The organism is Listeria goaensis, assembly GCF_900186125.1.
GTDB lineage: Bacteria > Bacillota > Bacilli > Lactobacillales > Listeriaceae > Listeria > Listeria goaensis.
Genome location: NZ_FYBQ01000014.1, coordinates 18,470 through 38,623 on the forward strand (window position 1 = coordinate 18,470; position 20,154 = coordinate 38,623).

Below are 20,154 nucleotides of genomic sequence, written 5' to 3' on the forward strand. Positions count from 1 at the left end.
AAGGAGCACAAATGAAACAAACCATTTATATTAATGAACAAACGCATGCAAAATTGAATCAAATTCTGGAAGAAGATGGTTTTAAAACGATAGGCCAATTTTTAAATCATTTTGTGGCCCATTATGAGACACAAAAAGAGACGACTGAAAAAATAAATCAATTGACTCGAATGTATGCCGGGATTAAACGGACAACAGATGATCAGCGTTATAAAATGGGTGTGGTCTTGGATGTGTTAAATACCATGATGCAGGTAGAAGATATCTATGAGTGTGTTCCTGTTGAAGAAGAAAAAAGTGCGGTCGTGGAAGGCGCTCTAATGGCGGCAGACAAACGACAGGAAGCGGAGAAAGTACGTGCCTATCACATTGCCCAAACGCCAAATGTCAGCCGTGAGGAAGAATGAGTACTTCTCCGGGTATTTTTTATAATTCGAAGTTTGTGGTGGGTGGGAATAAAGGCGCTCTGGAGTATGCCGATGACCGGGATAAACTACCGGATCACTTGCGAACGAGCTTGTTTTTAAATTATATGGATAATCCGAAAAAAGCAAGTGGCTTAATCAATATGGAAGGGAGGTATGTGACTCCTGAAGAAAGAGAGCGATTAAGCCATCAATTTGACCTAGCGGAAGAAGCTGGGTCTCTTCTGTGGCAAGATTTATTTAGTTTTGATCATGACTGGTTAGCGAAGCATGGAATGTATGACGCGCGGACGAATACCTTCGATTTGGTACGGATTTCGAAAGCGATTATTGCCGCAGAAACCTACATCTTTGAAAAAGAGCAGTATCAACAACCGGTGGGATGTTTTGCCTTTCATGTGAACACCGATCATCTTCATGCGCACTTTTCGATGATGGAGCTCGTCCCATCCCGTGAAAAGAAATGGTTTCAAACCGTGGATAAGAAAACCGGCGAAGTGAAACGACAGTATCAACCTGTTGGGGCGCGAGATAAAAGTACCATTAAAGGCGCGAAACGGATTTTTGCGAATCGTCTTCTCCGCCATGACCAGGAACTAACACGGATCACCGATTTAATTCGACAAACGATTGTCGCTACCTTACCAAAGAAAGAAGTGTGGCTACATCCAGCTTTTGAGGAAGCCTTTTTAGTGCTTTATCAAAAGTTGCCTATGCAACGGAACAGATGGCAATACGGGTATGCGAAAGGCCAGCACTTTCAACAAGAAATCGATCATCTGATTCAACTCCATTTAGATACGTTTTACGAGGAAGATTACCGTGATTTGGTGCAGAAAATCACGTCTCTTGATCAAACGTATCAAGAAACGTATAAAGGGGTTCCACACGGTCAAAGCGTCCATGTGATCCACGAAGATGGACGTGTGATAAGCGAACAAAACATACCAGAATTAGAAGGGAATTTCACGCAAACGAAACTACAAGAACTTTATAGCAAGATGGGCAATGCCCTACTCCGTGAAATCAAGCAGATGGATCAAGAAATGCGACAGAAAGGTTTCAATCCAAAAGAGTACTTTGGAAAAAGGCGATTAAAAGCAGAGGTAACTGAAGCGCTTGAGCCTTTTTCAGCCCCCTTACCGGAAGGCAAGAAAAGGAAAGTATCTCCTGAGTGGGATTTCAAAAGCTTGGCCCCACAGACCAAGGAAGAACATTTTCAGGAAGTGTGGATGGAGCAAGGTAAGCAAGCCAATCGACCTCATACAGAGGCAAGAAGAGCCTACAAACAAGCTCTTCAAAGACCGCACAAACAAACCTATCGATCACCCGAAGAATTCCGAAGAGCTGTGGAAACGGAGAAAGTATTGCGACGTATGCAGAAAGCGTTTTATAAAGATTATAAAACCTGGAAAAACGAACAAGCCTTTGAAGCCTTACAACGAGATTTACAATTTCATCATCACTATACCTAAAAAAGAATCCCATTTCCGGATTCTTTTTTTGTTGGAGAGGAGTTTTATATGATGGCACAAACGATGGTTCAAAAGAAAGCCAAACCCCGTCACTTTACAGAGGCAGAAATTAAACAAGCCCAACAAATGGATTTACTGGGTTATATGGAAAGTAAGGGTGAAATTTTCAAACGGGCAGGGAAATATTACGTTCATCAGGAACACGATAGTCTTGTGATTTGTCCCGAAAAAGCTTATTTTTCGTGGAATAGTACGGGGAAATCAAGTAAAAGTTGCATTACCCTGGCGATGCAATTTTTTGAGTTGAATTTTCAAGAAGCGGTTCAAGATGTGTTAGAGCACACGGTTTCTTCTGATAAGGTAGAAGCCCGTCGATATACTCAGGATGATAAAAAAATGTTTGACTACCCGCAGGATATACAAGAGTCGACTCGCACCGATGCCTTGAAAAAATATTTAATTGACGAACGAAAAATTGACCCTGATTTAGTAAGCGAATTAATTCAACGCAAGTATATCGTACAAGATCAACAACAAAATGTGGTGTATAAATGGTTGGATCCGTTACAGAAAGAAAAAGTAGTTGGAGCAGCAAAAGAAGGCACGCGAATCATTCCAGAAGAGAAGCGAATCAAACCGTCTATGAAACGATTTAAGCAAGTTCTTACTTCAGGGAACCAGGGCTTTTATTTTGATGTGGGCAAGACCGAACTCATCAATCAGATTTATCTTTTTGAGTCTCCAGTGGATATGATGAGTTATCTCACGTTAAAAACACAAAGAGGAGATGCCTCCATCCAAAATGCACGATTCTTAGCCATGGATGGTGTGAAAGAATCGGTCTTTTTTCATCACTATATGTCGTTGACAGCTAAACTTAAACATCCGATTCAACCTATTTGTTGCGTGGATAATGACCATGCCGGGCATGTCTTTCTCGAAAAATTAAATGCCTTTGAGTATCTTGATTCGGAAGGGAATAACTGTCTGCGAAATGATATTCCTTATGACCGAGCGCTCACACCAGAACTCATTCAAGTCTATCAAGAAGCAGGACACTATTGGCAGGTAGACTGGAAAGCGATTGCGGCTGTGCATAAAGCAGAAACAAATCTTACACCTCAGGGGAAGGCGGCGAATGCGGCAGGCATTCAGAAGTTTTTCCAGTATGAAAAGGGACTTTCAGACATGACGAACCAAGCCCTATTGTTACCTGAAGCGATGAGCTGTGCACGTGTACTGAAGGAGCATTCTAAGGAAAATAACATCCGTTTTGATCAAGTCTATCAAGAAGAAATCGTACATCCTACTCACCAAGCCAAGGCGATGGGCTTTATCGAAACTATTCAATCTTATTATGAAAAATATCAGGACAATCAGTATTTTGTGGTCCAAGAAATTCCTAAAGATTGGAATGATATTTTAGTCGCCGTAGCTGAAAACCGGCATGAAATATATACGATTCTACCCCAGGAAGAGCAACATCTTGCTGAACAAAAATCCAATCCCCTACCAGAAAAATGAGGTGATGATATGAAGCAATGGCTACTGGATACATGGACAAGATGGGACGATCAACGGCAAGAAAAAGCGCATTATTTAGGTGGGAAAACCAAATATTTTTATTATGGAATGGCACTTGTGACCGTGTTTGTTTTCTCTTGGTTGGGTTATAAAGTGCTCACCTATCAAACGAGTTTAGATACGGATAGTGGCGTGGGTGTGCCCAGTCAACTGGCCTTAAATACGACCACGGTTCAAATGATTTCCCGTCAGTATAATCCCCATAATCAGTATTTAGAAATTTTAGTTCAAGCCAAAAGCGAGGACTTTCAATGGAATGAAAAACTCGAAACCATCGTCACAGAAGGCGAAGAGAAACAACGTTTACCGCATACCTTTTTACGTGTGACCGATCAATATTATGTGTTAGGCGTGAAAAATGTGCCAGCCGATTGGCATGTGATTTATATTGATGTTGGACTTATTGTGGCACCAGAAAATCGACAAGTCGATGTGGATTTGGGCAATTTATTAGGTGAAAAAGGCGCGCAAAAACAAGCGGATGGCACCACCGTGTATCAAGACTTGTGGACCTTGAATCACGAAAAAACGAAACGGGATGTCACGCTTCAACCGAAGACAGAATCCGACTATGTGATTCAATATACGCAGCTTGAAATCCAAGAATCGCAGAAGCTGATTCAGAAGATTGACACCTATATGGCCAACGTAAAAAAAGAGCAGAAACGGGTGAAAAATGAAATCGAGAAGCTTCAACAAGAGGAACGTTATCAGACAGAAACGGAAATCGAAAATACCGAAGATACGATTCATAATTTGCAGGCGAACGTGGCTCAATTGGAAGCCGATAGGAAGAAACAACAGACGAAAAAAGCCGAGCTACAAGAAAAAATCGAGAAGCTACAATTACAACAACGTGACCAGAAAAAGAAAAAATAAGCGTCAAAAAGGCTTAATAAAAGCACGGTGGAGGCACGGTATTAGGCACGGTGAGGACACGGTGGTATTCCGACTTACACGGTGGAACCGCCGTGTTTTGGAAAAAAAGAAACACCGTGCCCCCACGGTAAGGGTGGAAAAAGCCCCCGTGTATCCACGGTGTTGGTACAAAAAGCACGGTGTACCCACGGTAAAACGGACTCTGTATGGTACCACATGCAGGCTAGGCACTGCCTAGCCCCCCACGGTTTTTGGGGGCACTGCTCTCTTATCCTGCTTTCCATCGGCCCCCGATGGAAAGCTCGTTTTTGTGACCTTTCGGTCTCAAAAACGAGAGCACTCGGAAACGAATCAGGCGAAGGAAAAGAAATATTGTAAATGGAACGAGGTGAGCGAAATGGAACAGGGGAATGACAAAGTAAGGTTTGAAAAATACAGGCACTTTATCTAATCAGGCGATAGGATTGTGGTTCAGGCCACGTGACGAGATGAATATATGGAGCGTTTTAAAATTCGAGGAGGTGCTGCATGCCGGATCTAAAAATTAATAAGGTATCGGATGACATTTTGGAAAGCTTAACGATTATTGCCAAACAAAAAGGCTATAAAAGTCGCGATGCTTTTTTACGCGATGAATTACAAAAAGTGGTGCAGCGATATTGGAAAAAAGACGGAACTGATATTGAACAAATTTTATTATCCAAGACACTTAAAATTATCGAAATGAATTCGGATGTGATGGCGGCTTTGATTCGCGAACAAAATGTGCAAAACCCGTTTCAATTATCAGAATACGAAGATGATTCATCACAATAGATTTTATGATTTTTTTCGTGGCCACTCTTTTTTAAAAAACTATCGGGAGAAAAACGAGGTGCACTCGGTGCAAGAGAAGAGGCACTCATTAGATTAGAAATGACAAGCGAGAATGGATAGAAATCGATTCAGATAAAACGTGTTGAAAGAATTGAAACAGTGTCACGAGCATGGTTTAGAATGTGTGATGATAGGCATTAAAAAATAACCACGGTGGACATGATTCCAGAACTCCTGGATACGCTTAAAACTTATCAACGGAAAACGTTAATCCTTTCATATTGTGCCAAAATGTTACAAAAATGCTCTCCGGAAATGTATCAGCAATTTGAAAAAAACTTGTGTCTATATTCCGATAAATGATGGTTATCGACTCATGTTAAGTCGGTTTGTTTAATCACGCGAAAGAGGGGCTTCTATCGTCTAGCTGAAATCCATTTTAAAACCATCAGGAGAAAAACGGGGTGCACGGAGTTCAGCTAATACTTGCAAGGAACTGTTTCTCCTTTTATGATGAAAGTATCAAAAGGAGGAGTTGCATAAGATGAATGAAAGCTATGTTAAATTACAAGTATTGCTGGAGACTGTAAAGAAATCCTGGAGCTATCTGAGAAATCATATGGGTGACTGGGTGGCAAAAGTCATGATTTACGTAGGATGTGTTTTTGGTATATTAGCTACTATTTTTGTGTACATGGAAGCTAGGCATATTAAAATGAATTTAGATGAACTAGATAAAGACGGGATTTACATGTTTGTCATGTCTATTTACATAATTTTAGGAGGTATACTAATCCTATACCGTAAACTTTTGGATACTAAAAACAAAAAAGCTTTTATATTTTTGGGACAAATAATCCTATTCATGATGGCGGGATTTAGCATCGTAGGTATATTTGAAATTAATTATCATTTTTCCGTTTTTATAAAAAGTTTAATGCTACTTTATCTCATTTGGTTTGCTATTTTTGAAACCAAAACAGCCTTTCTTCTGGTAAAGAAAAAATTATATAGTACAATTCAAAATCCGCAAGATCGTTTATCGCTAATCATTACAATTTCTATTGGTGTAATCACAGCATTGACGTTACTTAAATAAAGAGCCGGCAAAGGCTCTTTTTTCTATGGGAGGAATTTAAAATGGATGTCCATCAAAAAGATTTATTTAAAGTGATGAATGTTGACATTGAAGGTTGTTTAGAAGACCAACAACGACAAAATCACAACAGTGAGATTGTGGCGATTAAGCATTATTCGCCGGAGGAGGTGAAGCGAATACGGCAGAAAGTAAATATGTCGCAGCGTGTCTTTGCGCAAGTGATGGGTTCATCGATACGGACCATCAAGTATTGGGAAGACGGTCATAAAAAACCGAGTGGGGCAGCGAATCGATTGCTTCAACTACTGGATATAGATCCCGATATTATGACGGATTATGGCTTGTTGAAAGAACATTTATAAGAAAAAGAAATCAAAAATCAAGGAGGTAGGTTCGATGACAAAGACCTATGGATTGCTCGAAAAAATGACAATACATCCGATTCAAGCAACTTTTTGGCTGGTGGAAAAAAAGGAGCGCGTCACGTTTTCATTAGAGGAAGAAGATTATCAGCTTGTGCAAGAATTGGAACAATTGGAAGAAGGAAATGTATTTTACAAGCTGGATCTTCATGCGAAAAAAATCATCTGGGAAGGGGGCGATGCACATGGCTTATAAACGAAAAACAAAAGAAGAATTACAGCAGGAAGTCACGCAATTAATGGGACAAATGGATACGGCGATACAAGATTACGTGGCCGATCCGGACAAAATGAAAGAACTTTTACAGTTTATGAGTACCTTTCATACGTATTCTGCTAATAATCAATTACTCATCCAAACACAGTATCCAGGTGCGACTTGTGTCGCATCGTATAAACAATTTCAAGACCGCGGTTTTTCGGTTCAAAAAGGAGAAAAAGGCATTCGGATTTACCGACCGAATACAGTCCGTCTGTTTCAAACTTCCGGGCAAGAATGGAAACTCGTTTCGCAAGCCACGCCTACCGAAAAAAAACAAATTCAACGTGGGGATGTGTTGACCAAAAGGGTGCAACACTTTAAACTCACTAGCGTCTTTGATATTTCTCAAACGAATGCACAACCGGAAGACGTACCAGATTTATTGCCGAACCGACCGGAGCGGTTTGAAACAGAGGAAGACATCGAAATCTTCAATGCGGCTTTACGAGAATTGAGTGAAGAGAAGGGGATTCAGGTTTATTCCTTTGATGAAGTGGCTTCCTTGAACATCCGATTAGGGGCAGCCAAAGGGGCTTATGTGCAATCCGAAACAGGCGAGCAAATGATTGTCATAAAAGCAGATCCAACGACAACGGACTATGCACATACTTTGATTCATGAAATGGCCCATGCCCATATGCATCACGGCTCTCAACAAGACCATCTCATGACAGAAGACAAAGAATATCAAGCGGAAATGGCAGCCTACGTCGTGAGTGAACATTTTGGCCTGGATACATGGGACTTTTCAGAAGCATACATCGCGAACTGGACCCAAAATGGCCAACAGCTGGAAAATGCTCGAGAACTTTTGAAACGCGTTGGTGAATTTAGCCATCAACTTATTCCGGAGGTGGCCGAAAAAAAGGAAGCGATTTTAGAAAGAGAAGAAGCGGAAGAATGGGAAAGGAGTCATTGAACGTCCATCGAAGTGCGATTTAAATATGAAATGATTAAAATAATAGAATGTAAATAATAACATACAATTAGTAGTGTTTTTGGAGAGGATATGGTATACTAAAAATAAAAAAGGAAGGGATGAGTGGAATGACTCAGGCCGTCTTGACGAAAAGAAAGAAACGATGGTTCTGGCTTTTTAGCATAGCGGGCATCTATCTATTGGCACATTTTTTGTTCGATTTTTCATTAGGACACTTTCTTTGGAGACTCTTACAAGTGTTTATGGTGGGCATTCTCGTGTATGTTGTGCTGCGTTTTATATGGCCCTTTTTACTTGCTGGAGCCGTAATCTTAATTTTATCTTATTTTTAAGGAGGGAAATATCATGATGAATCGCGTGTTGCTCGTCGGGCGACTGACGAAGGATCCTGAATTGCGTTATACACCGTCTGGTGTAGCAGTTTGTACTTTTACCTTAGCGGTCAATCGGGCTTTCACGAACCAACAAGGAGAACGAGAAGCTGATTTTATTAACTGTGTGGTTTGGCGTAGACCAGCCGAAAATGTAGCGAATTTCCTCAAGAAAGGAAGTCTTGCTGGTGTGGATGGTCGTCTTCAGTCTAGACATTATGAAGGACAAGATGGTAAGCGTGTCTATGTGACAGAGGTTGTAGCAGAATCGGTTCAATTTTTAGAACCACAGGGCAAGGGACGTTCCACAAGCATTCAAACGTATAATGATGGTACAGGGAGAGATCCGTTTGAAGGGACCAAACCGGTGAATATTTCTCCGGATGACCTTCCGTTTTAAATTGATAAAAAGCCGTTTACTCTAAAGGGAGTAAACGGCTTTTTAGGAGTTTTTCTGCTTCTTTTCATGGAGTTGTTCGGCATACGTGAGCACATCGTCACGCCAAAATAAACGAACATTGGATGGCCCCCTTTTTCCAGCACCGGAATGATAAAAAGTCGGAATGCGACTATAGGAAACGGCCTGCATAAAAGCAGCTGGGGATTGTTGGGTAATGGCGATAGCTTGTTCTTTTGTGAGTAACTCATGTTGGAGAAAATGTTGCAATTCTTCCAGGTTATCAAATGAATACGACATAAACTTCACCTCATTCCTAGCATAGCACAAGGGTCCTAATCGAGCAATTATTCCCATGTAAGTACTGGAATGAAGGTATCCCATTATGTAGCCATACGAAAAGCATGTTTTTCTCTCCCGATGAACGAAAACGCGTTTTCGTGAAGCCCGACTTTCGCAACGGCGGTGGCGGTTGGAGTGTAGAAAGTCGGGCTTTCTTTTTTATGAGGAGGGCAGTGCCAAAAAGGGTTTTCTTTTGGCGGTGTCAACCGAAGAAAAAAGCCTAGCGCAAGGCTAAGCATTTTCTGAATATTCGTTGGTTAGGTAGTAATTCAAATAATAGTCTTCTAATATCTCTAACAGATAATCTTCTAAATCGGAATCATATATCACGCTTAATCTTTCTGTTTCCCACGCTTGTGCCAAAAAGGTTTCGGTAATAACAGGAAGAGGGATTCGATGCGAGAGGTCATTCATAAAACTATCGACTTGTAATAGCTCTGCAAGATTTTCACTATCATAGGCTTGAGAGGCTATCTCATGGTTTTGAAGATGTTGAGCCGTAAAAGGTATATCGTCATACCATTCTTTCATAACTAAAGTTGTCAATGCACCATCTCGACATACTGGTTGTATCTGGATATTTGCCGCATAAAAAATTTCACAACCTGGTTCAAAATCTATAAACCGAAATTCAAGGTAACTGTGAGGCGCGTCAAATAGTTTTTTCAGCCAATCGGAATTCTGCAAATCGGGTGCATTTTGTAACCAGTTGAAGAAATTGGCAACATTTCGACTATAAGTCCATCGTCCTGTCCCTTCAAAGTCGAGTGAAAACGTGGTGCTCGATTCGTCAAGAGTATCAAGTTGTTGCAAGATAGAAGGGAGGTCATCTATGAAAATCGTTGCATAGTAAGTGCGTTCGAGTTCATTTTCTTTTTGAATACAAAGTATCAAACGTTTCAGTAATTCAGGTTGTTGTACCAGTTCCTTAGAAAAATGTAAGGTGCCCGTGGCACTGGATATATTTGCCATTGTCAAAACTCCTTTTTGGTTTGTGATTGAATAAATGGGTTGTCCGTTGTCGTCTAATTCCGATAACCTGGCAGGCTTTTGAGGTATGTGACATATTCATAGAAGTCTACAAATACATCTAGAATGGTAGAGCAACAATCTTCTAAATGATACACGCCTAAATGATGATGTTGCCAGGCATGTGTCAGAAAATCAGCTGTTACGACACTGGATGGTATTTTTTGGCTTAATTCGTCCATAAACGCTTTTTGTTCCACTAGTGTATGTGCATTGAATTCATCAAAAGCAAGTTCAAATATGCCATATTTCATACAATGATTGGCGGTGATAGGTAGGTCTTGTGTCTCCGTTTCAGTGACAGACGTTATTATTTTCTTATGGACGTATAAGGGTTGTATCTCCCGAATAGCTTCATAAAATATACCGCCGCCAGGTTCAAAGTCAATGAATTTAAATGTTAACCAATCCTTATTGGTTTGAAAGAGTGAGACGACTCTTTTCATGTCAGTTGGAGAGAGCTTTTCTTCTAAACTCTCAAAAAAAGAGTCTATATTATACGTATATGCCCACCTTCCCATACCACTAAAGGATAAAACAAAGTCGTCTGTCATCGAGGAAGCATTGGTATTGATTTCTGCTTCGATACATGCAAGTGAATCCATAAAATAAGTACAGTCGTGAGCGTTTCCCAAACTTTCTTGAATACATTGTATAAGAAATATAACTTCTTTTGGACTCTCCGTGACCATGTGGTGTGGAATGGTCATGGTTCCAAAAGCATCTGATAAGTTTGCCATCAAATTTTGCCTCCTAGATAAATTTCATTTGGAATGAATTTCTCAACGTGAGAAGAGATTTTCCTTGAAAAGTCTGTTCGTGTTTCTTGAGAATAAAAGCACGTGTAGCCATTAGAAAGGCACCTCCTTTCCTTCGTTTTGTACCCCTATTTCGAGTGTATAGAGTACGGTATCTAAATTCGTATCGGTGTGGTTTAAAATGTCATCAGGTTCTGTTTCTTGTAAGATAAAGGCGGTTTCGGCTTCATATAATTCTAGGGATTTTTGGTAAGACGTAAAAGCGTGGGTTTGAACCTCATAGGTTTCAGTAAATAGAAATGTGACATAATATAAGGTGTTTGGATTCACTCTCTTTTTAGCACGCTTGTTTAGTCTACGTATTCGCTTCTTTTTTGACCTCCTTGTCGAATTATTTCCCAGATAGAAGTAGACTATTTCAGGGTGCATCGTCCTTTCTTTTTTTCTTTTTGATTGGGTTTTGTTTGTGCTTTTCCTGAGAGAGAACGAGCCTGAAGGGAGACCAAAAACAAGGGAGTGCTGTAGGGAAAGTTTTTCAGTGAAGCGGTTTGAAAAAGTTTGCCGCCCCTGGTTTTTGGGGGACTGGAAGGCTAGGATGAAGAAGGGAAAAGAGGGACAGACAAAACACAAGCAAAGAGAAAGGGGGTTGGGTCTTAGACTTGCGAAGCAAGTCTTCCCCGAAACGGCGGTGGCGGTTGGAGTGGAGGGGATTGTTGAATGAAGCAGGTATTGCCAAACAGGGTGTTGGTTTGGCGATATCAGCTGAAGTAAACAAAAAAGCACTAGTTTCTGATCTCTAAAAGGGACCGAAACAGGTGCTTTTTTATATTTATTCAGATCTTTTACGTGAGGCTTGCCATGCGCTCATTTGGGTTTTATAGGCCACCACATCATCTCGAAAAAATAAACGAATCACGCGTGACTCAGATTCTTTTATTTCCAAAGCCGGTCTTAGTTTACCGGTTCGGACAGACTGCTTGAAAGCGCTTAATGATTGCTCAGTTATTTCACGTGCCTGGTGACTGGATATTAGATGGTCTTGAGCGTATTGAAGAAACTGTTCTTTGTTCATTTCTGGACCTCCATTCTTTATTAATATAGCACAAAATAGGGCAAGTAACATAACCATATATATATGTAATGAAAATGTAATCCATTTAAAACAAAAGCGAAATAACATAACCATGTGGTTATGTTATAATAAGTATATAAGATAAAGGAGGTTGTGAAAATGAGTAAAGCATTGAACCAAAGACAGCAAATTTATTTGGACTTACTAACAAAAAGAGCAAAATTATTAAACCAGATAAACCAAGCAGAAACCAATGAGAAGATTCAAAGTTGTAAGATTCGAATGAAACACCTTGATCAGAAAATTGATATGCAAACTATGTTATTGAACAGTGATGAAATACGAATTGTACTTGAAAATTCAAAGTGGGGATTGGCGTGATGATTGTGGAAAATTTACTACCTATTTTGTCCATGCTACTGTTCTCGGTAATTGCCCTTCCTAAAATTTGGAAGAGCAGTCAAAAAAATAAAAAGGCTTTACGGAGCGGCTACTCTGTAAAGCTCAATGAAAAAAACATACACAAATTATATCAAAATACAAATCATCGTGCAACAGGAGGTCAGAGCTATGACATATGAAGAACTTCCTAGTTGTTGTTATATCGAATGGAATGGCAAAGCGAAATTGGTCTATAAAGAGTGTCGTACGCTTTACGATACGCACAGCAAAGGTTCAGTAAGTGAACTGAATATACAACTAGGAGTATCGGCATTAGAAGCCGAAATGATGTATCTAGCAGCCACATTCACTGGATTTAGCTACTTAAAGCGGCACATGGGACAATGTGAACGAATTGCTGAAAGTATGCTTCGTCAATTGCAAATGAGTCATCTGCTTTTGAAGAAAGGAGCATCTTGACGTGATGAAATTTGAAATAAATGGTGTATTAGCCATTAAAGACCAATACGGTTGTAATATGATGCTAGAGCGGGTAAGAGATGCTACTTTAAGAAAAGAGTTAGTAAAGTTATTTAACGAATTAAATGCCGTACTTGTAACCCAAAAAACGCAAGAACCTTATTACAGCTTTACATGTCACGTACCTTGTCCATTTCATGAGTACTTAACTTTCAGGAGAAAGCTCAACATATTGCTCGAAAGTTATGATTGTTACCCTTTATTATTTTCTTATTCCGAACGAAATTTAGAAACAGATACCAGCGTTGATATAGACATGGCAACACCCAGCAATGGTATATTGTATTCTTTAAATCACGAAACAGGGCAGGAAGAAATAAGCGACAAGGAGAATCCTCATTTGATTAAGGAGCTACTCTATAACTATTCATATTCGATACCGTATTACCTACCCGTTTCTATCACTATAAATTAATAGTTTAACGCGCGAAGAAATTAATGAAGTCACAGTTAAGTTTGCAGAATCGTTAGTAAAGCTTCACGAGCAGTATGATGATGAAAATGAGTGAGTACTTTTGATAAATTTTAAAAAAATTACTTAAACTAAAGAAGGATAATCACAATGAAACAACCAATTTTAACATATGAAATAAAAAGGCCATGCATGGTTGCATGGCCTTTACGCGATTCATACGGGATGTATGAGCGTTAATCATAGCATAATAAGTCTAAAAAAACAAAAGACACGAGGAACCACCCTCGCATCATAGAAAATAACCATCAAAAAAGATGATTAAGGTAAGTATAACACATAGTTTAGGAATAATGAAAAAAAGAAAAAAATAAATCGATAATATGTTAAAAAAACATTGACGAACGTGTTAAATTAACATATAATAAAGATATAGAAAATAACCAAAAAAAATAAAAAGGATGATGTAGAAATGATCAATAATCGTGTATTCGCACTCAATCAAGATTTAGAAAAAAATGTCAAACAAATCGTAAAGGAAATTGCGCTTAAAAATCAACTTCATTTGAATAGCAAATATGCAAAAGACTGCGCAATCGAAGTAATCGCAGAAGGAAACTTTGACGGAATGCCAAATGTTGAGCTGAAAATAGAACGAGAAGACAAGAAAAACGTCAAATCACATTCATTCTTTCTTACTTATATTTATGATGAAAAGGGAAATGAGGGAGCTCTTCTGGAAAGTAAATTTTACGGAAGCAAGGATCATAATAAAGTGATGCGCAATATTCCTTTTTCTCAAGACGTTGAAGAATTAGCTCACTATTTAAATACTGTAGATAACGCGAAGTTTAATCGCGAATCTCAAAAAGACTTCTTTTATAATCAAAATAACTATCAAGTTAAAGAAGAAAGCGAGGTGTTCTAAGCATGAAAATTTATGCGATTAAAGAAAAATATCTTGGCTGGAGAAATCGAGTGGGAAGAAAACCCAATTTTTATCGTGAAACTTGGTTTGAAGGCGTTATAGGCTATTACGAATTTTTCTTTGTGATTGATTTTCGTGGCAAATCTTATTTGAAAGAAATATATAACGACACTGTTCATCATAAAACGAGCATCGACTACTATGAACTAAGTCTCAGTATGCAAGAAACCCAGCATAATATGTATTTAGAGTCACATGTTGAATCTGAATGGAAAATCGTGGATTATACGTTTCACTGTCATAAAATCCATTACAATTATGAACAAAAGACAGAAATGCTAGAAAGGGGAATATTGATTGAATACTAAAGTTGAGTATCAATTAACAGCTTTTTTTAAGAAACATGATATTTCTCAAATTGATTTTTGTAGAGAGTATCAAATTTCTAATGAAACACTTAAAAATTATAAACGTCCAAACAAAAATACATCGACTTTGAAGTATCCAGTTGAACTCATTATAGGTTTAGCTGATAAGATAAAGGCGACTACTGATGAAGTCATTTCTGAATTGATATACTTAGAAAGTGTTTTTGAGCTAAATAAACAAGTAAATCTTGAATTGTTGGATGGAGGGGATGAAATGAAATCGAACACTTATGAAAGGAGTTATGACGAAGGAAAGAAATTAGCTTACCTCATACAAAAATTTAAAATTACACACATAAATAATCTCGTGTATAAATTGCGAGGTGCTCTTAAAAGAGAAGCATTTAAAGAGATTAGAGAGACGATTCTAGTGCTATATGCTCAAACAAATGAAAAGATTCCGGATTTTTTTTATAACATCGAGAATGATCAGGAAAATTTTAAAAATGAGATGTATGCATTTATTATGGGATTGATGAATATCAAACAGGATAAAAAAGAACATCAATTTTTTCAATTAAATGACCAAAAAGGTCAATCAAGAGATGAAAAACTATTAAATGCGATAAAAAAAGCACTGGTCGATAAATTTGGCCAGGCTAAAACTAGTCAGTATATGGATAGTGATGATAATCAACTAAAAGATATGTTGCTTCATATCTCAGAAAAAACTATAGAAGATACAGATTATGTTATTGCATCAATTTCAAAAATGAATGAGGACAATAAGATTCTTGAAACGATTCAATTGCATGACTTTCAAGACGAGATCACGGTCTTTATTCAATTAGGATTTAATCGTTAAAGAATGATTTTTTATAGCAAAGATACTGCGGATCCATTTGAATTAAGTGAGTAATTTGTTATAATGAATGTATTAATCGATGCATTATGTAATGTAAACTACTATGTATTTTACCCATATGTTTATTTTAATCTAATCAGAATGACAAGAGCTACTTTCAAAAGTAGCTTTTTCCTTTATAGAGAGGTGATTATATGAAAATAGGAGAAAAATATAATAAGCTAACTGTCCTTGAAAAACTAAATGAGTTTTCTGGAAAAAGTACGAATCGTTTGTGGCTGTGTCGATGTGATTGTGGAAATCTTGTTAAAACGACGGGGTATAAAATACAATCTGGACATACAAAAAGTTGCGGTTGCTTAGTCAAAGAAACAGCAGCCTCCAAATTCCAGGTAGAAATCGGGAAAAAATATCACATGCTTGCCATACTTAGCGATACTGGAAAACGGACAAAGGGCGGACAAAGGATTGTCACTTGTCGATGTGATTGCGGCCAAGAGACTGATGTGATCTATGGCAAGTTAACAAGTGGCCAAACGAAGAGTTGCGGTTGTTTGGCAAAAGAGCGAAGAAGCCAGGCTTTTAAAAAACGTTCAGCTGAAGATATTCGCAAAGGCATCCAAAAACAACGAGATGAACGTATATTGATTGAAGGTACCCGAATTGTGAATATAAACAAACCGCAGCAATTGCTGAAAAACAATAAATCGGGTCGTAAAGGGGTTACTTTTGATAAAGAAAGAAAAAAATGGATGGCTCAAATTTGGTTTCAAGGAAAGAAACATTTTTTAGGCCGTTACACTAATTTTGAGGATGCAGTGAAGGCGCGAGAAAAAGCTGAAGAAGAATACTTCCAGCCCATTTTAGATAAATATGACAAATCAAAGTAGTTTGTTCGTCGTATTTAGTGTGCGTTAGAAAAAAGTCTGGTATACTGGATTCATCATGTAGCCAAAACAAATCCGATGACTTAAAATCCCTATCCGCATGAGTAGGGTGTTTCGTGTAACGTTTACTTTTGAAGAAAAAATGGTATAATAACATAGAAAGAGAGCCATGCGACAACATGACTCCCTAAACAGTAGCACCGTTAAAAAGACGGTAGCTAGACATATCAGATTACTAAAAAGTAACCAAATGACCGCCTCGCAAAAGTGGGTCAGATGGTTACTTTTTTGGTTTGTTGAAGTCTAGAATCATCACGACGAGCGTGGCAAAAACCACAGCAAACGTCAGCGCTTCATACACAGACACGGCTAGTCCTTTCTAGGAGTAAAACCTTTTATAACCAAGAGGCATCACCCCCGATACTGGAGATTTAGCCACCATCTTTCTCACTTTGCTACTGCTGAAGCTATTATATCACAGGAAAAAGAAGAAAACCAAGCGCCTAACGCCTTTCGCAAGCTTCAGTTGTTCGAAGCTAAAGCTGGAAACGGTGTTGCTGCCAAAAGCCGAATAAAACCACAAAGTAAGCGTAGTCAATATTTCAAAAGATAGTTGCATGATGACGATAATTATGTTAGTATAAAAGTATAAGTTGTGTATTATTTAATCTATGTATTGTGAAATGCTTTTAAATTACTATTTACTATTTACTATTTACTATTTACTATTTGATGAAAGGAGTCTCTGTTTAAGGGACTCCTTTCGTCTGATATGAATCACTAAAAGAAAGAATTAAAAAAAATAGTATGGTTAGTGTGAGGGTGAAATTGTTAAAGATAAGGAGACTTCATACGAGATTGGCCGCCAACCATTTACTTTGTTCCTACAATAGCCTAATTATAGCATAGAGAAAAAGAACAAACTAAGTGCTTAACGTCTGTCGTAAGCTCCAGTTGTTCCCAACTTTCGCTTGCCAGAAAAAACATGTTATAATGAGAATGAAAATTCATACGATTATCCAGAGGGAATCATGTCAAAATTTCAAATTGGAAATATAGTTAGGATTGAAGAAGGAGTTACGCGCCATAGTATGGGGATATCAATTTAAATACAATTATATATAGTTGCGAGAGGATGCTGTAAGATGAGTGACTTTGATAATGGCGGAGCTATTGCTATAAAAGGATTTAACTATCAAAAAGCTTCTATTATACTAGTGATAATAAATAATTATTACAAAAATAATTTTAAAGTGATACCTGAATCAAAGGAAGATTTTGAAATTACTTTCGAAGATAATCATTTTTATGTCCAAGTAAAAGGGACTAAAAATCTTTCTTTGGCCAAACTGATAAAAAAGCCTAATAAATCTTCGAATAAAGAAGAAAAATCAATCGTTGAAAAAAATTTATTACCAGGAAACGATGAGGACAAAAGGAAAATTTTTCTTTGGGAATTGATAGAACAGACAAAAAAGGACCTAGTCAAACAAGAAGGTACTTTGATTTCTCCTGTGTATTGTTTTTCTAAAACACAGCAACAAGAAATAGAAAACAAATTAGGGTTAAATGAGAAGCAAAAAAAAAGGTTGTCTAATCAAAAAATTTATATTACTCCTTTTCCAAATGATATAAATGTGGCGTTAACAATGCTGAAAGGTATAATGGTTGAAAAAAATTTATTTGTAAATAATGAACGAGCAAAAGTTGTGTTAGGAGAACTTGCACTGGAAATTGATCAAAAAAGTGAAATACCAGTGACAAATGAAATTGATATTAGAAGAAAAGAGATTAGTGGGAAGTATTTAAACAAAGTTTTTTTAAATCTAAAACAAAAAGAGTTGTTTGATGAAGTGTTAGCTAGCCTAACATTAAATACAATCATGAAAAAAAAAGTTAAAAAAGAAAAATTAGGTATACCGTTGTTACATCAATCATTGAAAGAGAAACTGAAACAAAGGGTTGATTACGATGTAATTATGGGGAAAAATGATGTCGAGGCAATAAATTATATTCGAGATATATTGAGTGAGCTAGATCCACAAATTAGTACAGAATTATCCGTTGCTTTAGCAATAGAATGTTTCTGTGAGTTAGGAGCGGAAAATCATGATATTTAATTCATTTTCGATTCTTGATTTTAAAAATAAAGAAGCTAAAACATTTGATTTTAATGACACTACAAATCTTATTGTTAGTGATGGTAATCATCAGGGTAAATCAAGTCTTTTAAAATCTATGTATTATACGTTAGGATTTGATGTTCGTCAATTTCCCAGTGGGTGGAATATTGATGATTTGTATTTTCAATTAGAAATAAGAATTGAAGATTCTACATTCACTATTAGTAGGCAAAAAAACAATTATAGAGTTAGCGATAGAACCGAGCCAATGACCGTGAAAGAATATTCAGAATGGTTGCGAAATAGACTTAATATTTATATGAAATTGCCACACAACAAAACAATGGAATTACATGATGCATACTCTACCGCAATGATTTTACCATTTTATATCGATCAAGATGATTCTTGGGAAGATACTATATATAAGAATGTTTCAAATGCAACAAAGCAATATCGTGATGTTCCAAAAAATATATTTGAAAGTGTGTTTTCTCTTTCTGACGTGGAAATTAATAAACTAATAAGTGAACGTACAGACTATTTGAATAAAAAGAAAGAAATACAATCTACAATAGAAAATTTCATTAAAATAGTCGGAGAATATAAACAAGAAAATGAAACTGAAGATATAGTAACCAAACTTGATAAAATTGCCTTAAAAAATGATATTGACCGTTATTTACATATGATAAATGAATTTAATCAGGAAGTTACTGGTTATAAAGTGAAATTGCTACATAAACAAGAATTATTAGACCTTCAAAAACAGGAATTATCTGAATTAAAGAAACTTATACAGATGAATAAAAAGAGATATGAAACTATAAAGACGGAATGTAAATACTGTCATTCGCAACTAACAGTGGAGCAATCTTTAAGGCGTTTGGAATTGTCGAATAATGATTTTGAGATTGCTCTTTATAAAGATGCAGTTCAAAAAGAAATTCAGAAATTAGATCAGGAGATTAGTGACTTCAAGAAAAAACAAAAATTAATTGAGGATAAAGTAGATCAAATTAGTTATGAAATACAAAAATCAAAGGAATTATTAACCATTGACGATTATGTAAATTTAAAGGCTAAAAATGAGGCGATAAAGACAATGGAAGGATTGATTGATAATCAAAGAATGTTGAAACAGAATCTGGATGAGAGAATCAGTAAATTAAAAAAAAGTATTGATTCTTTAAAAAAGGAAAAAAATGAACTAAAAGAAAGAATTAAAATGGATTATGAAAATCAAATTATTAGGATAAAGAATATTATAACTGACATAGATATGAATGAATTGAAATTTCTTGACTTTAAAAAAATTAGTGGTAGTGGTACGGATAAAAATAAAAAATATTTAGCATATTATCTAGTGTATTTTAGTCTTTTAAAGAAATATAGTACATACAAAATACCTTATTGTATGGATTCTTTTATCAAGAATGAAATATCTGGAAATAGTGCTACTGAAATGTTTAATGCTGTCCAAAATTGTTTTTTTGATGATGAAAATCAAACATTTTTCTCGATTATTTCAGAAAATCTAAAACATTTTAAGCGTGATGAAGTGTATAATAAAATATTAGTGTCAGGCCACTTATTAACAAAGGAAGCCTATGATACTGTTAGTTTAAAGTTTAATTTTTAAAACTAGTAGTTTATTATTTAAGCAGCTAACAAATATTCTTATGATGGTTATTCTTTTAGGAAGATTATTAATTGTAGCTTATTTTTTTAAATTCAATATGTGTTGGAGGTACCGTAAATTAATATAAATTAAATAAG

Annotated in this window: 23 protein-coding genes; 19 read left to right on the plus strand and 4 right to left on the minus strand. The window is 36.8% G+C overall.

Translation table 11 applies throughout. The features are described from left to right. Positions 1-11: 11 nt before the first annotated feature. The 10 genes from CFT42_RS13020 (at position 12) to ssb (ending at position 8,673) form a co-directional block, all read left to right on the plus strand. Positions 12-407 (plus strand): hypothetical protein, encoded by a 396-nt coding sequence (locus CFT42_RS13020; RefSeq protein WP_088816331.1) that lies wholly within the window; start codon positions 12-14, stop codon positions 405-407. Further along, positions 404-1,900, plus strand: a complete 1,497-nt coding sequence (gene mobP2 / locus CFT42_RS13025) for a MobP2 family relaxase (RefSeq protein WP_088816332.1) — start codon at positions 404-406, stop codon at positions 1,898-1,900. The genes CFT42_RS13020 and mobP2 overlap by 4 nt, the downstream gene beginning before the upstream one ends. A gap of 48 nt (positions 1,901-1,948) precedes the next feature. After that, entirely contained in the window at positions 1,949-3,424 is a 1,476-nt protein-coding gene (locus CFT42_RS13030; protein ID WP_088816333.1) for a DUF3991 domain-containing protein, read from the plus strand. Positions 3,425-3,433: 9 nt separating this feature from the next. Further along, positions 3,434-4,363, plus strand: a complete 930-nt coding sequence (locus CFT42_RS13035) for a hypothetical protein (protein WP_088816334.1) — start codon at positions 3,434-3,436, stop codon at positions 4,361-4,363. Between the two features lie 528 nt (positions 4,364-4,891). Further along, positions 4,892-5,179: a hypothetical protein gene (locus CFT42_RS13040; protein WP_088816335.1), complete on the plus strand. Its 288-nt coding sequence runs from the start codon at positions 4,892-4,894 to the stop codon at positions 5,177-5,179. 544 nt (positions 5,180-5,723) lie between these two features. Further along, positions 5,724-6,278 (plus strand): hypothetical protein, encoded by a 555-nt coding sequence (locus CFT42_RS13045; protein WP_088816336.1) that lies wholly within the window; start codon positions 5,724-5,726, stop codon positions 6,276-6,278. A 41-nt stretch (positions 6,279-6,319) separates the two neighbouring features. Further along, positions 6,320-6,640: a helix-turn-helix domain-containing protein gene (locus tag CFT42_RS13050; RefSeq protein WP_088816337.1), complete on the plus strand. Its 321-nt coding sequence runs from the start codon at positions 6,320-6,322 to the stop codon at positions 6,638-6,640. Positions 6,641-6,674: 34 nt separating this feature from the next. Beyond that, entirely contained in the window at positions 6,675-6,896 is a 222-nt protein-coding gene (locus CFT42_RS13055) for a hypothetical protein (protein WP_088816338.1), read from the plus strand. Further along, the gene (locus tag CFT42_RS13060) at positions 6,886-7,881 is read left to right on the plus strand and encodes an ArdC family protein (protein WP_159458174.1); all 996 of its coding nucleotides are present in this window, start codon (positions 6,886-6,888) and stop codon (positions 7,879-7,881) included. The genes CFT42_RS13055 and CFT42_RS13060 overlap by 11 nt, the downstream gene beginning before the upstream one ends. Positions 7,882-8,247: 366 nt before the next feature. Then, entirely contained in the window at positions 8,248-8,673 is a 426-nt protein-coding gene (gene ssb / locus CFT42_RS13070; protein ID WP_088816341.1) for a single-stranded DNA-binding protein, read from the plus strand. A gap of 42 nt (positions 8,674-8,715) precedes the next feature. On the opposite strand, the gene CFT42_RS13075 is transcribed toward ssb, so the two are convergent. The 4 genes from CFT42_RS13075 to CFT42_RS13105 all read right to left on the minus strand — a co-directional run bounded on the left by CFT42_RS13075 (position 8,716) and on the right by CFT42_RS13105 (position 11,871). Beyond that, entirely contained in the window at positions 8,716-8,970 is a 255-nt protein-coding gene (locus CFT42_RS13075) for a hypothetical protein (RefSeq protein ID WP_088816342.1), read from the minus strand. Positions 8,971-9,243: 273 nt separating this feature from the next. Next, positions 9,244-9,984, minus strand: a complete 741-nt coding sequence (locus CFT42_RS13085) for a hypothetical protein (RefSeq protein ID WP_088816344.1) — start codon at positions 9,982-9,984, stop codon at positions 9,244-9,246. Between the two features lie 53 nt (positions 9,985-10,037). Then, positions 10,038-10,781, minus strand: a complete 744-nt coding sequence (locus CFT42_RS13090; protein ID WP_088816345.1) for a hypothetical protein — start codon at positions 10,779-10,781, stop codon at positions 10,038-10,040. Positions 10,782-11,628: 847 nt separating this feature from the next. Next, complete coding sequence (locus tag CFT42_RS13105) at positions 11,629-11,871, minus strand: hypothetical protein (RefSeq protein WP_088816348.1); 243 nt, start codon at positions 11,869-11,871, stop codon at positions 11,629-11,631. A 159-nt stretch (positions 11,872-12,030) separates the two neighbouring features. On the opposite strand from CFT42_RS13105, the gene CFT42_RS13110 reads away from it, so the two are divergent. The 9 genes from CFT42_RS13110 (at position 12,031) to CFT42_RS13155 (ending at position 20,017) form a co-directional block, all read left to right on the plus strand. Continuing rightward, positions 12,031-12,252 (plus strand): hypothetical protein, encoded by a 222-nt coding sequence (locus CFT42_RS13110; protein ID WP_088816349.1) that lies wholly within the window; start codon positions 12,031-12,033, stop codon positions 12,250-12,252. A gap of 189 nt (positions 12,253-12,441) precedes the next feature. Further along, positions 12,442-12,732 carry a hypothetical protein gene (locus CFT42_RS13120; RefSeq protein ID WP_088816351.1) on the plus strand — a complete coding sequence of 97 codons (291 nt, stop codon included), beginning with the start codon at positions 12,442-12,444 and terminating at the stop codon, positions 12,730-12,732. A 1-nt stretch (position 12,733) separates the two neighbouring features. After that, positions 12,734-13,207, plus strand: coding sequence for a hypothetical protein (locus CFT42_RS13125; protein WP_088816352.1), 474 nt, complete (start codon positions 12,734-12,736; stop codon positions 13,205-13,207). Positions 13,208-13,676: 469 nt separating this feature from the next. After that, a complete protein-coding gene (locus CFT42_RS13130; RefSeq protein WP_088816353.1) occupies positions 13,677-14,132 on the plus strand; it encodes a hypothetical protein in 456 nt (151 codons plus the stop codon). A gap of 2 nt (positions 14,133-14,134) precedes the next feature. After that, positions 14,135-14,500 (plus strand): hypothetical protein, encoded by a 366-nt coding sequence (locus CFT42_RS13135; RefSeq protein ID WP_088816354.1) that lies wholly within the window; start codon positions 14,135-14,137, stop codon positions 14,498-14,500. After that, entirely contained in the window at positions 14,490-15,365 is an 876-nt protein-coding gene (locus tag CFT42_RS13140; RefSeq protein ID WP_088816355.1) for a hypothetical protein, read from the plus strand. Before CFT42_RS13135 ends, CFT42_RS13140 begins: the two co-directional genes overlap by 11 nt. A 194-nt stretch (positions 15,366-15,559) precedes the next feature. After that, complete coding sequence (locus CFT42_RS13145; RefSeq protein WP_088816356.1) at positions 15,560-16,255, plus strand: AP2 domain-containing protein; 696 nt, start codon at positions 15,560-15,562, stop codon at positions 16,253-16,255. Positions 16,256-17,397: 1,142 nt separating this feature from the next. Next, on the plus strand, positions 17,398-18,372 hold the full coding sequence (locus CFT42_RS13150) for a dsDNA nuclease domain-containing protein (protein WP_088816357.1): 975 nt from the start codon (positions 17,398-17,400) through the stop codon (positions 18,370-18,372). Continuing rightward, entirely contained in the window at positions 18,362-20,017 is a 1,656-nt protein-coding gene (locus tag CFT42_RS13155) for a coiled-coil domain-containing protein (RefSeq protein WP_088816358.1), read from the plus strand. Before CFT42_RS13150 ends, CFT42_RS13155 begins: the two co-directional genes overlap by 11 nt. Positions 20,018-20,154 lie beyond the last annotated feature (137 nt).

What these genes read in the sequence shown, in the direction of transcription:
- CFT42_RS13045 (WP_088816336.1), top strand. Translation starts at nt 5,724, where the DNA reads ATGAATGAAAGCTATGTTAAATTACAAGTATTGCTGGAGACTGTAAAG.
- CFT42_RS13020 (WP_088816331.1), top strand. Translation starts at nt 12, where the DNA reads ATGAAACAAACCATTTATATTAATGAACAAACGCATGCAAAATTGAAT.
- CFT42_RS13050 (WP_088816337.1), top strand. Translation starts at nt 6,320, where the DNA reads ATGGATGTCCATCAAAAAGATTTATTTAAAGTGATGAATGTTGACATT.
- CFT42_RS13035 (WP_088816334.1), top strand. Translation starts at nt 3,434, where the DNA reads ATGAAGCAATGGCTACTGGATACATGGACAAGATGGGACGATCAACGG.
- CFT42_RS13040 (WP_088816335.1), top strand. Translation starts at nt 4,892, where the DNA reads ATGCCGGATCTAAAAATTAATAAGGTATCGGATGACATTTTGGAAAGC.
- CFT42_RS13145 (WP_088816356.1), top strand. Translation starts at nt 15,560, where the DNA reads ATGAAAATAGGAGAAAAATATAATAAGCTAACTGTCCTTGAAAAACTA.
- ssb (WP_088816341.1), top strand. Translation starts at nt 8,248, where the DNA reads ATGATGAATCGCGTGTTGCTCGTCGGGCGACTGACGAAGGATCCTGAA.
- CFT42_RS13055 (WP_088816338.1), top strand. Translation starts at nt 6,675, where the DNA reads ATGACAAAGACCTATGGATTGCTCGAAAAAATGACAATACATCCGATT.
- CFT42_RS13150 (WP_088816357.1), top strand. Translation starts at nt 17,398, where the DNA reads ATGAGTGACTTTGATAATGGCGGAGCTATTGCTATAAAAGGATTTAAC.
- mobP2 (WP_088816332.1), top strand. Translation starts at nt 404, where the DNA reads ATGAGTACTTCTCCGGGTATTTTTTATAATTCGAAGTTTGTGGTGGGT.
- CFT42_RS13110 (WP_088816349.1), top strand. Translation starts at nt 12,031, where the DNA reads ATGAGTAAAGCATTGAACCAAAGACAGCAAATTTATTTGGACTTACTA.
- CFT42_RS13030 (WP_088816333.1), top strand. Translation starts at nt 1,949, where the DNA reads ATGATGGCACAAACGATGGTTCAAAAGAAAGCCAAACCCCGTCACTTT.
- CFT42_RS13105 (WP_088816348.1), bottom strand. Translation starts at nt 11,871, where the DNA reads ATGAACAAAGAACAGTTTCTTCAATACGCTCAAGACCATCTAATATCC.
- CFT42_RS13060 (WP_159458174.1), top strand. Translation starts at nt 6,886, where the DNA reads ATGGCTTATAAACGAAAAACAAAAGAAGAATTACAGCAGGAAGTCACG.
- CFT42_RS13085 (WP_088816344.1), bottom strand. Translation starts at nt 9,984, where the DNA reads ATGGCAAATATATCCAGTGCCACGGGCACCTTACATTTTTCTAAGGAA.
- CFT42_RS13075 (WP_088816342.1), bottom strand. Translation starts at nt 8,970, where the DNA reads ATGTCGTATTCATTTGATAACCTGGAAGAATTGCAACATTTTCTCCAA.
- CFT42_RS13155 (WP_088816358.1), top strand. Translation starts at nt 18,362, where the DNA reads ATGATATTTAATTCATTTTCGATTCTTGATTTTAAAAATAAAGAAGCT.
- CFT42_RS13130 (WP_088816353.1), top strand. Translation starts at nt 13,677, where the DNA reads ATGATCAATAATCGTGTATTCGCACTCAATCAAGATTTAGAAAAAAAT.
- CFT42_RS13120 (WP_088816351.1), top strand. Translation starts at nt 12,442, where the DNA reads ATGACATATGAAGAACTTCCTAGTTGTTGTTATATCGAATGGAATGGC.
- CFT42_RS13135 (WP_088816354.1), top strand. Translation starts at nt 14,135, where the DNA reads ATGAAAATTTATGCGATTAAAGAAAAATATCTTGGCTGGAGAAATCGA.
- CFT42_RS13090 (WP_088816345.1), bottom strand. Translation starts at nt 10,781, where the DNA reads ATGGCAAACTTATCAGATGCTTTTGGAACCATGACCATTCCACACCAC.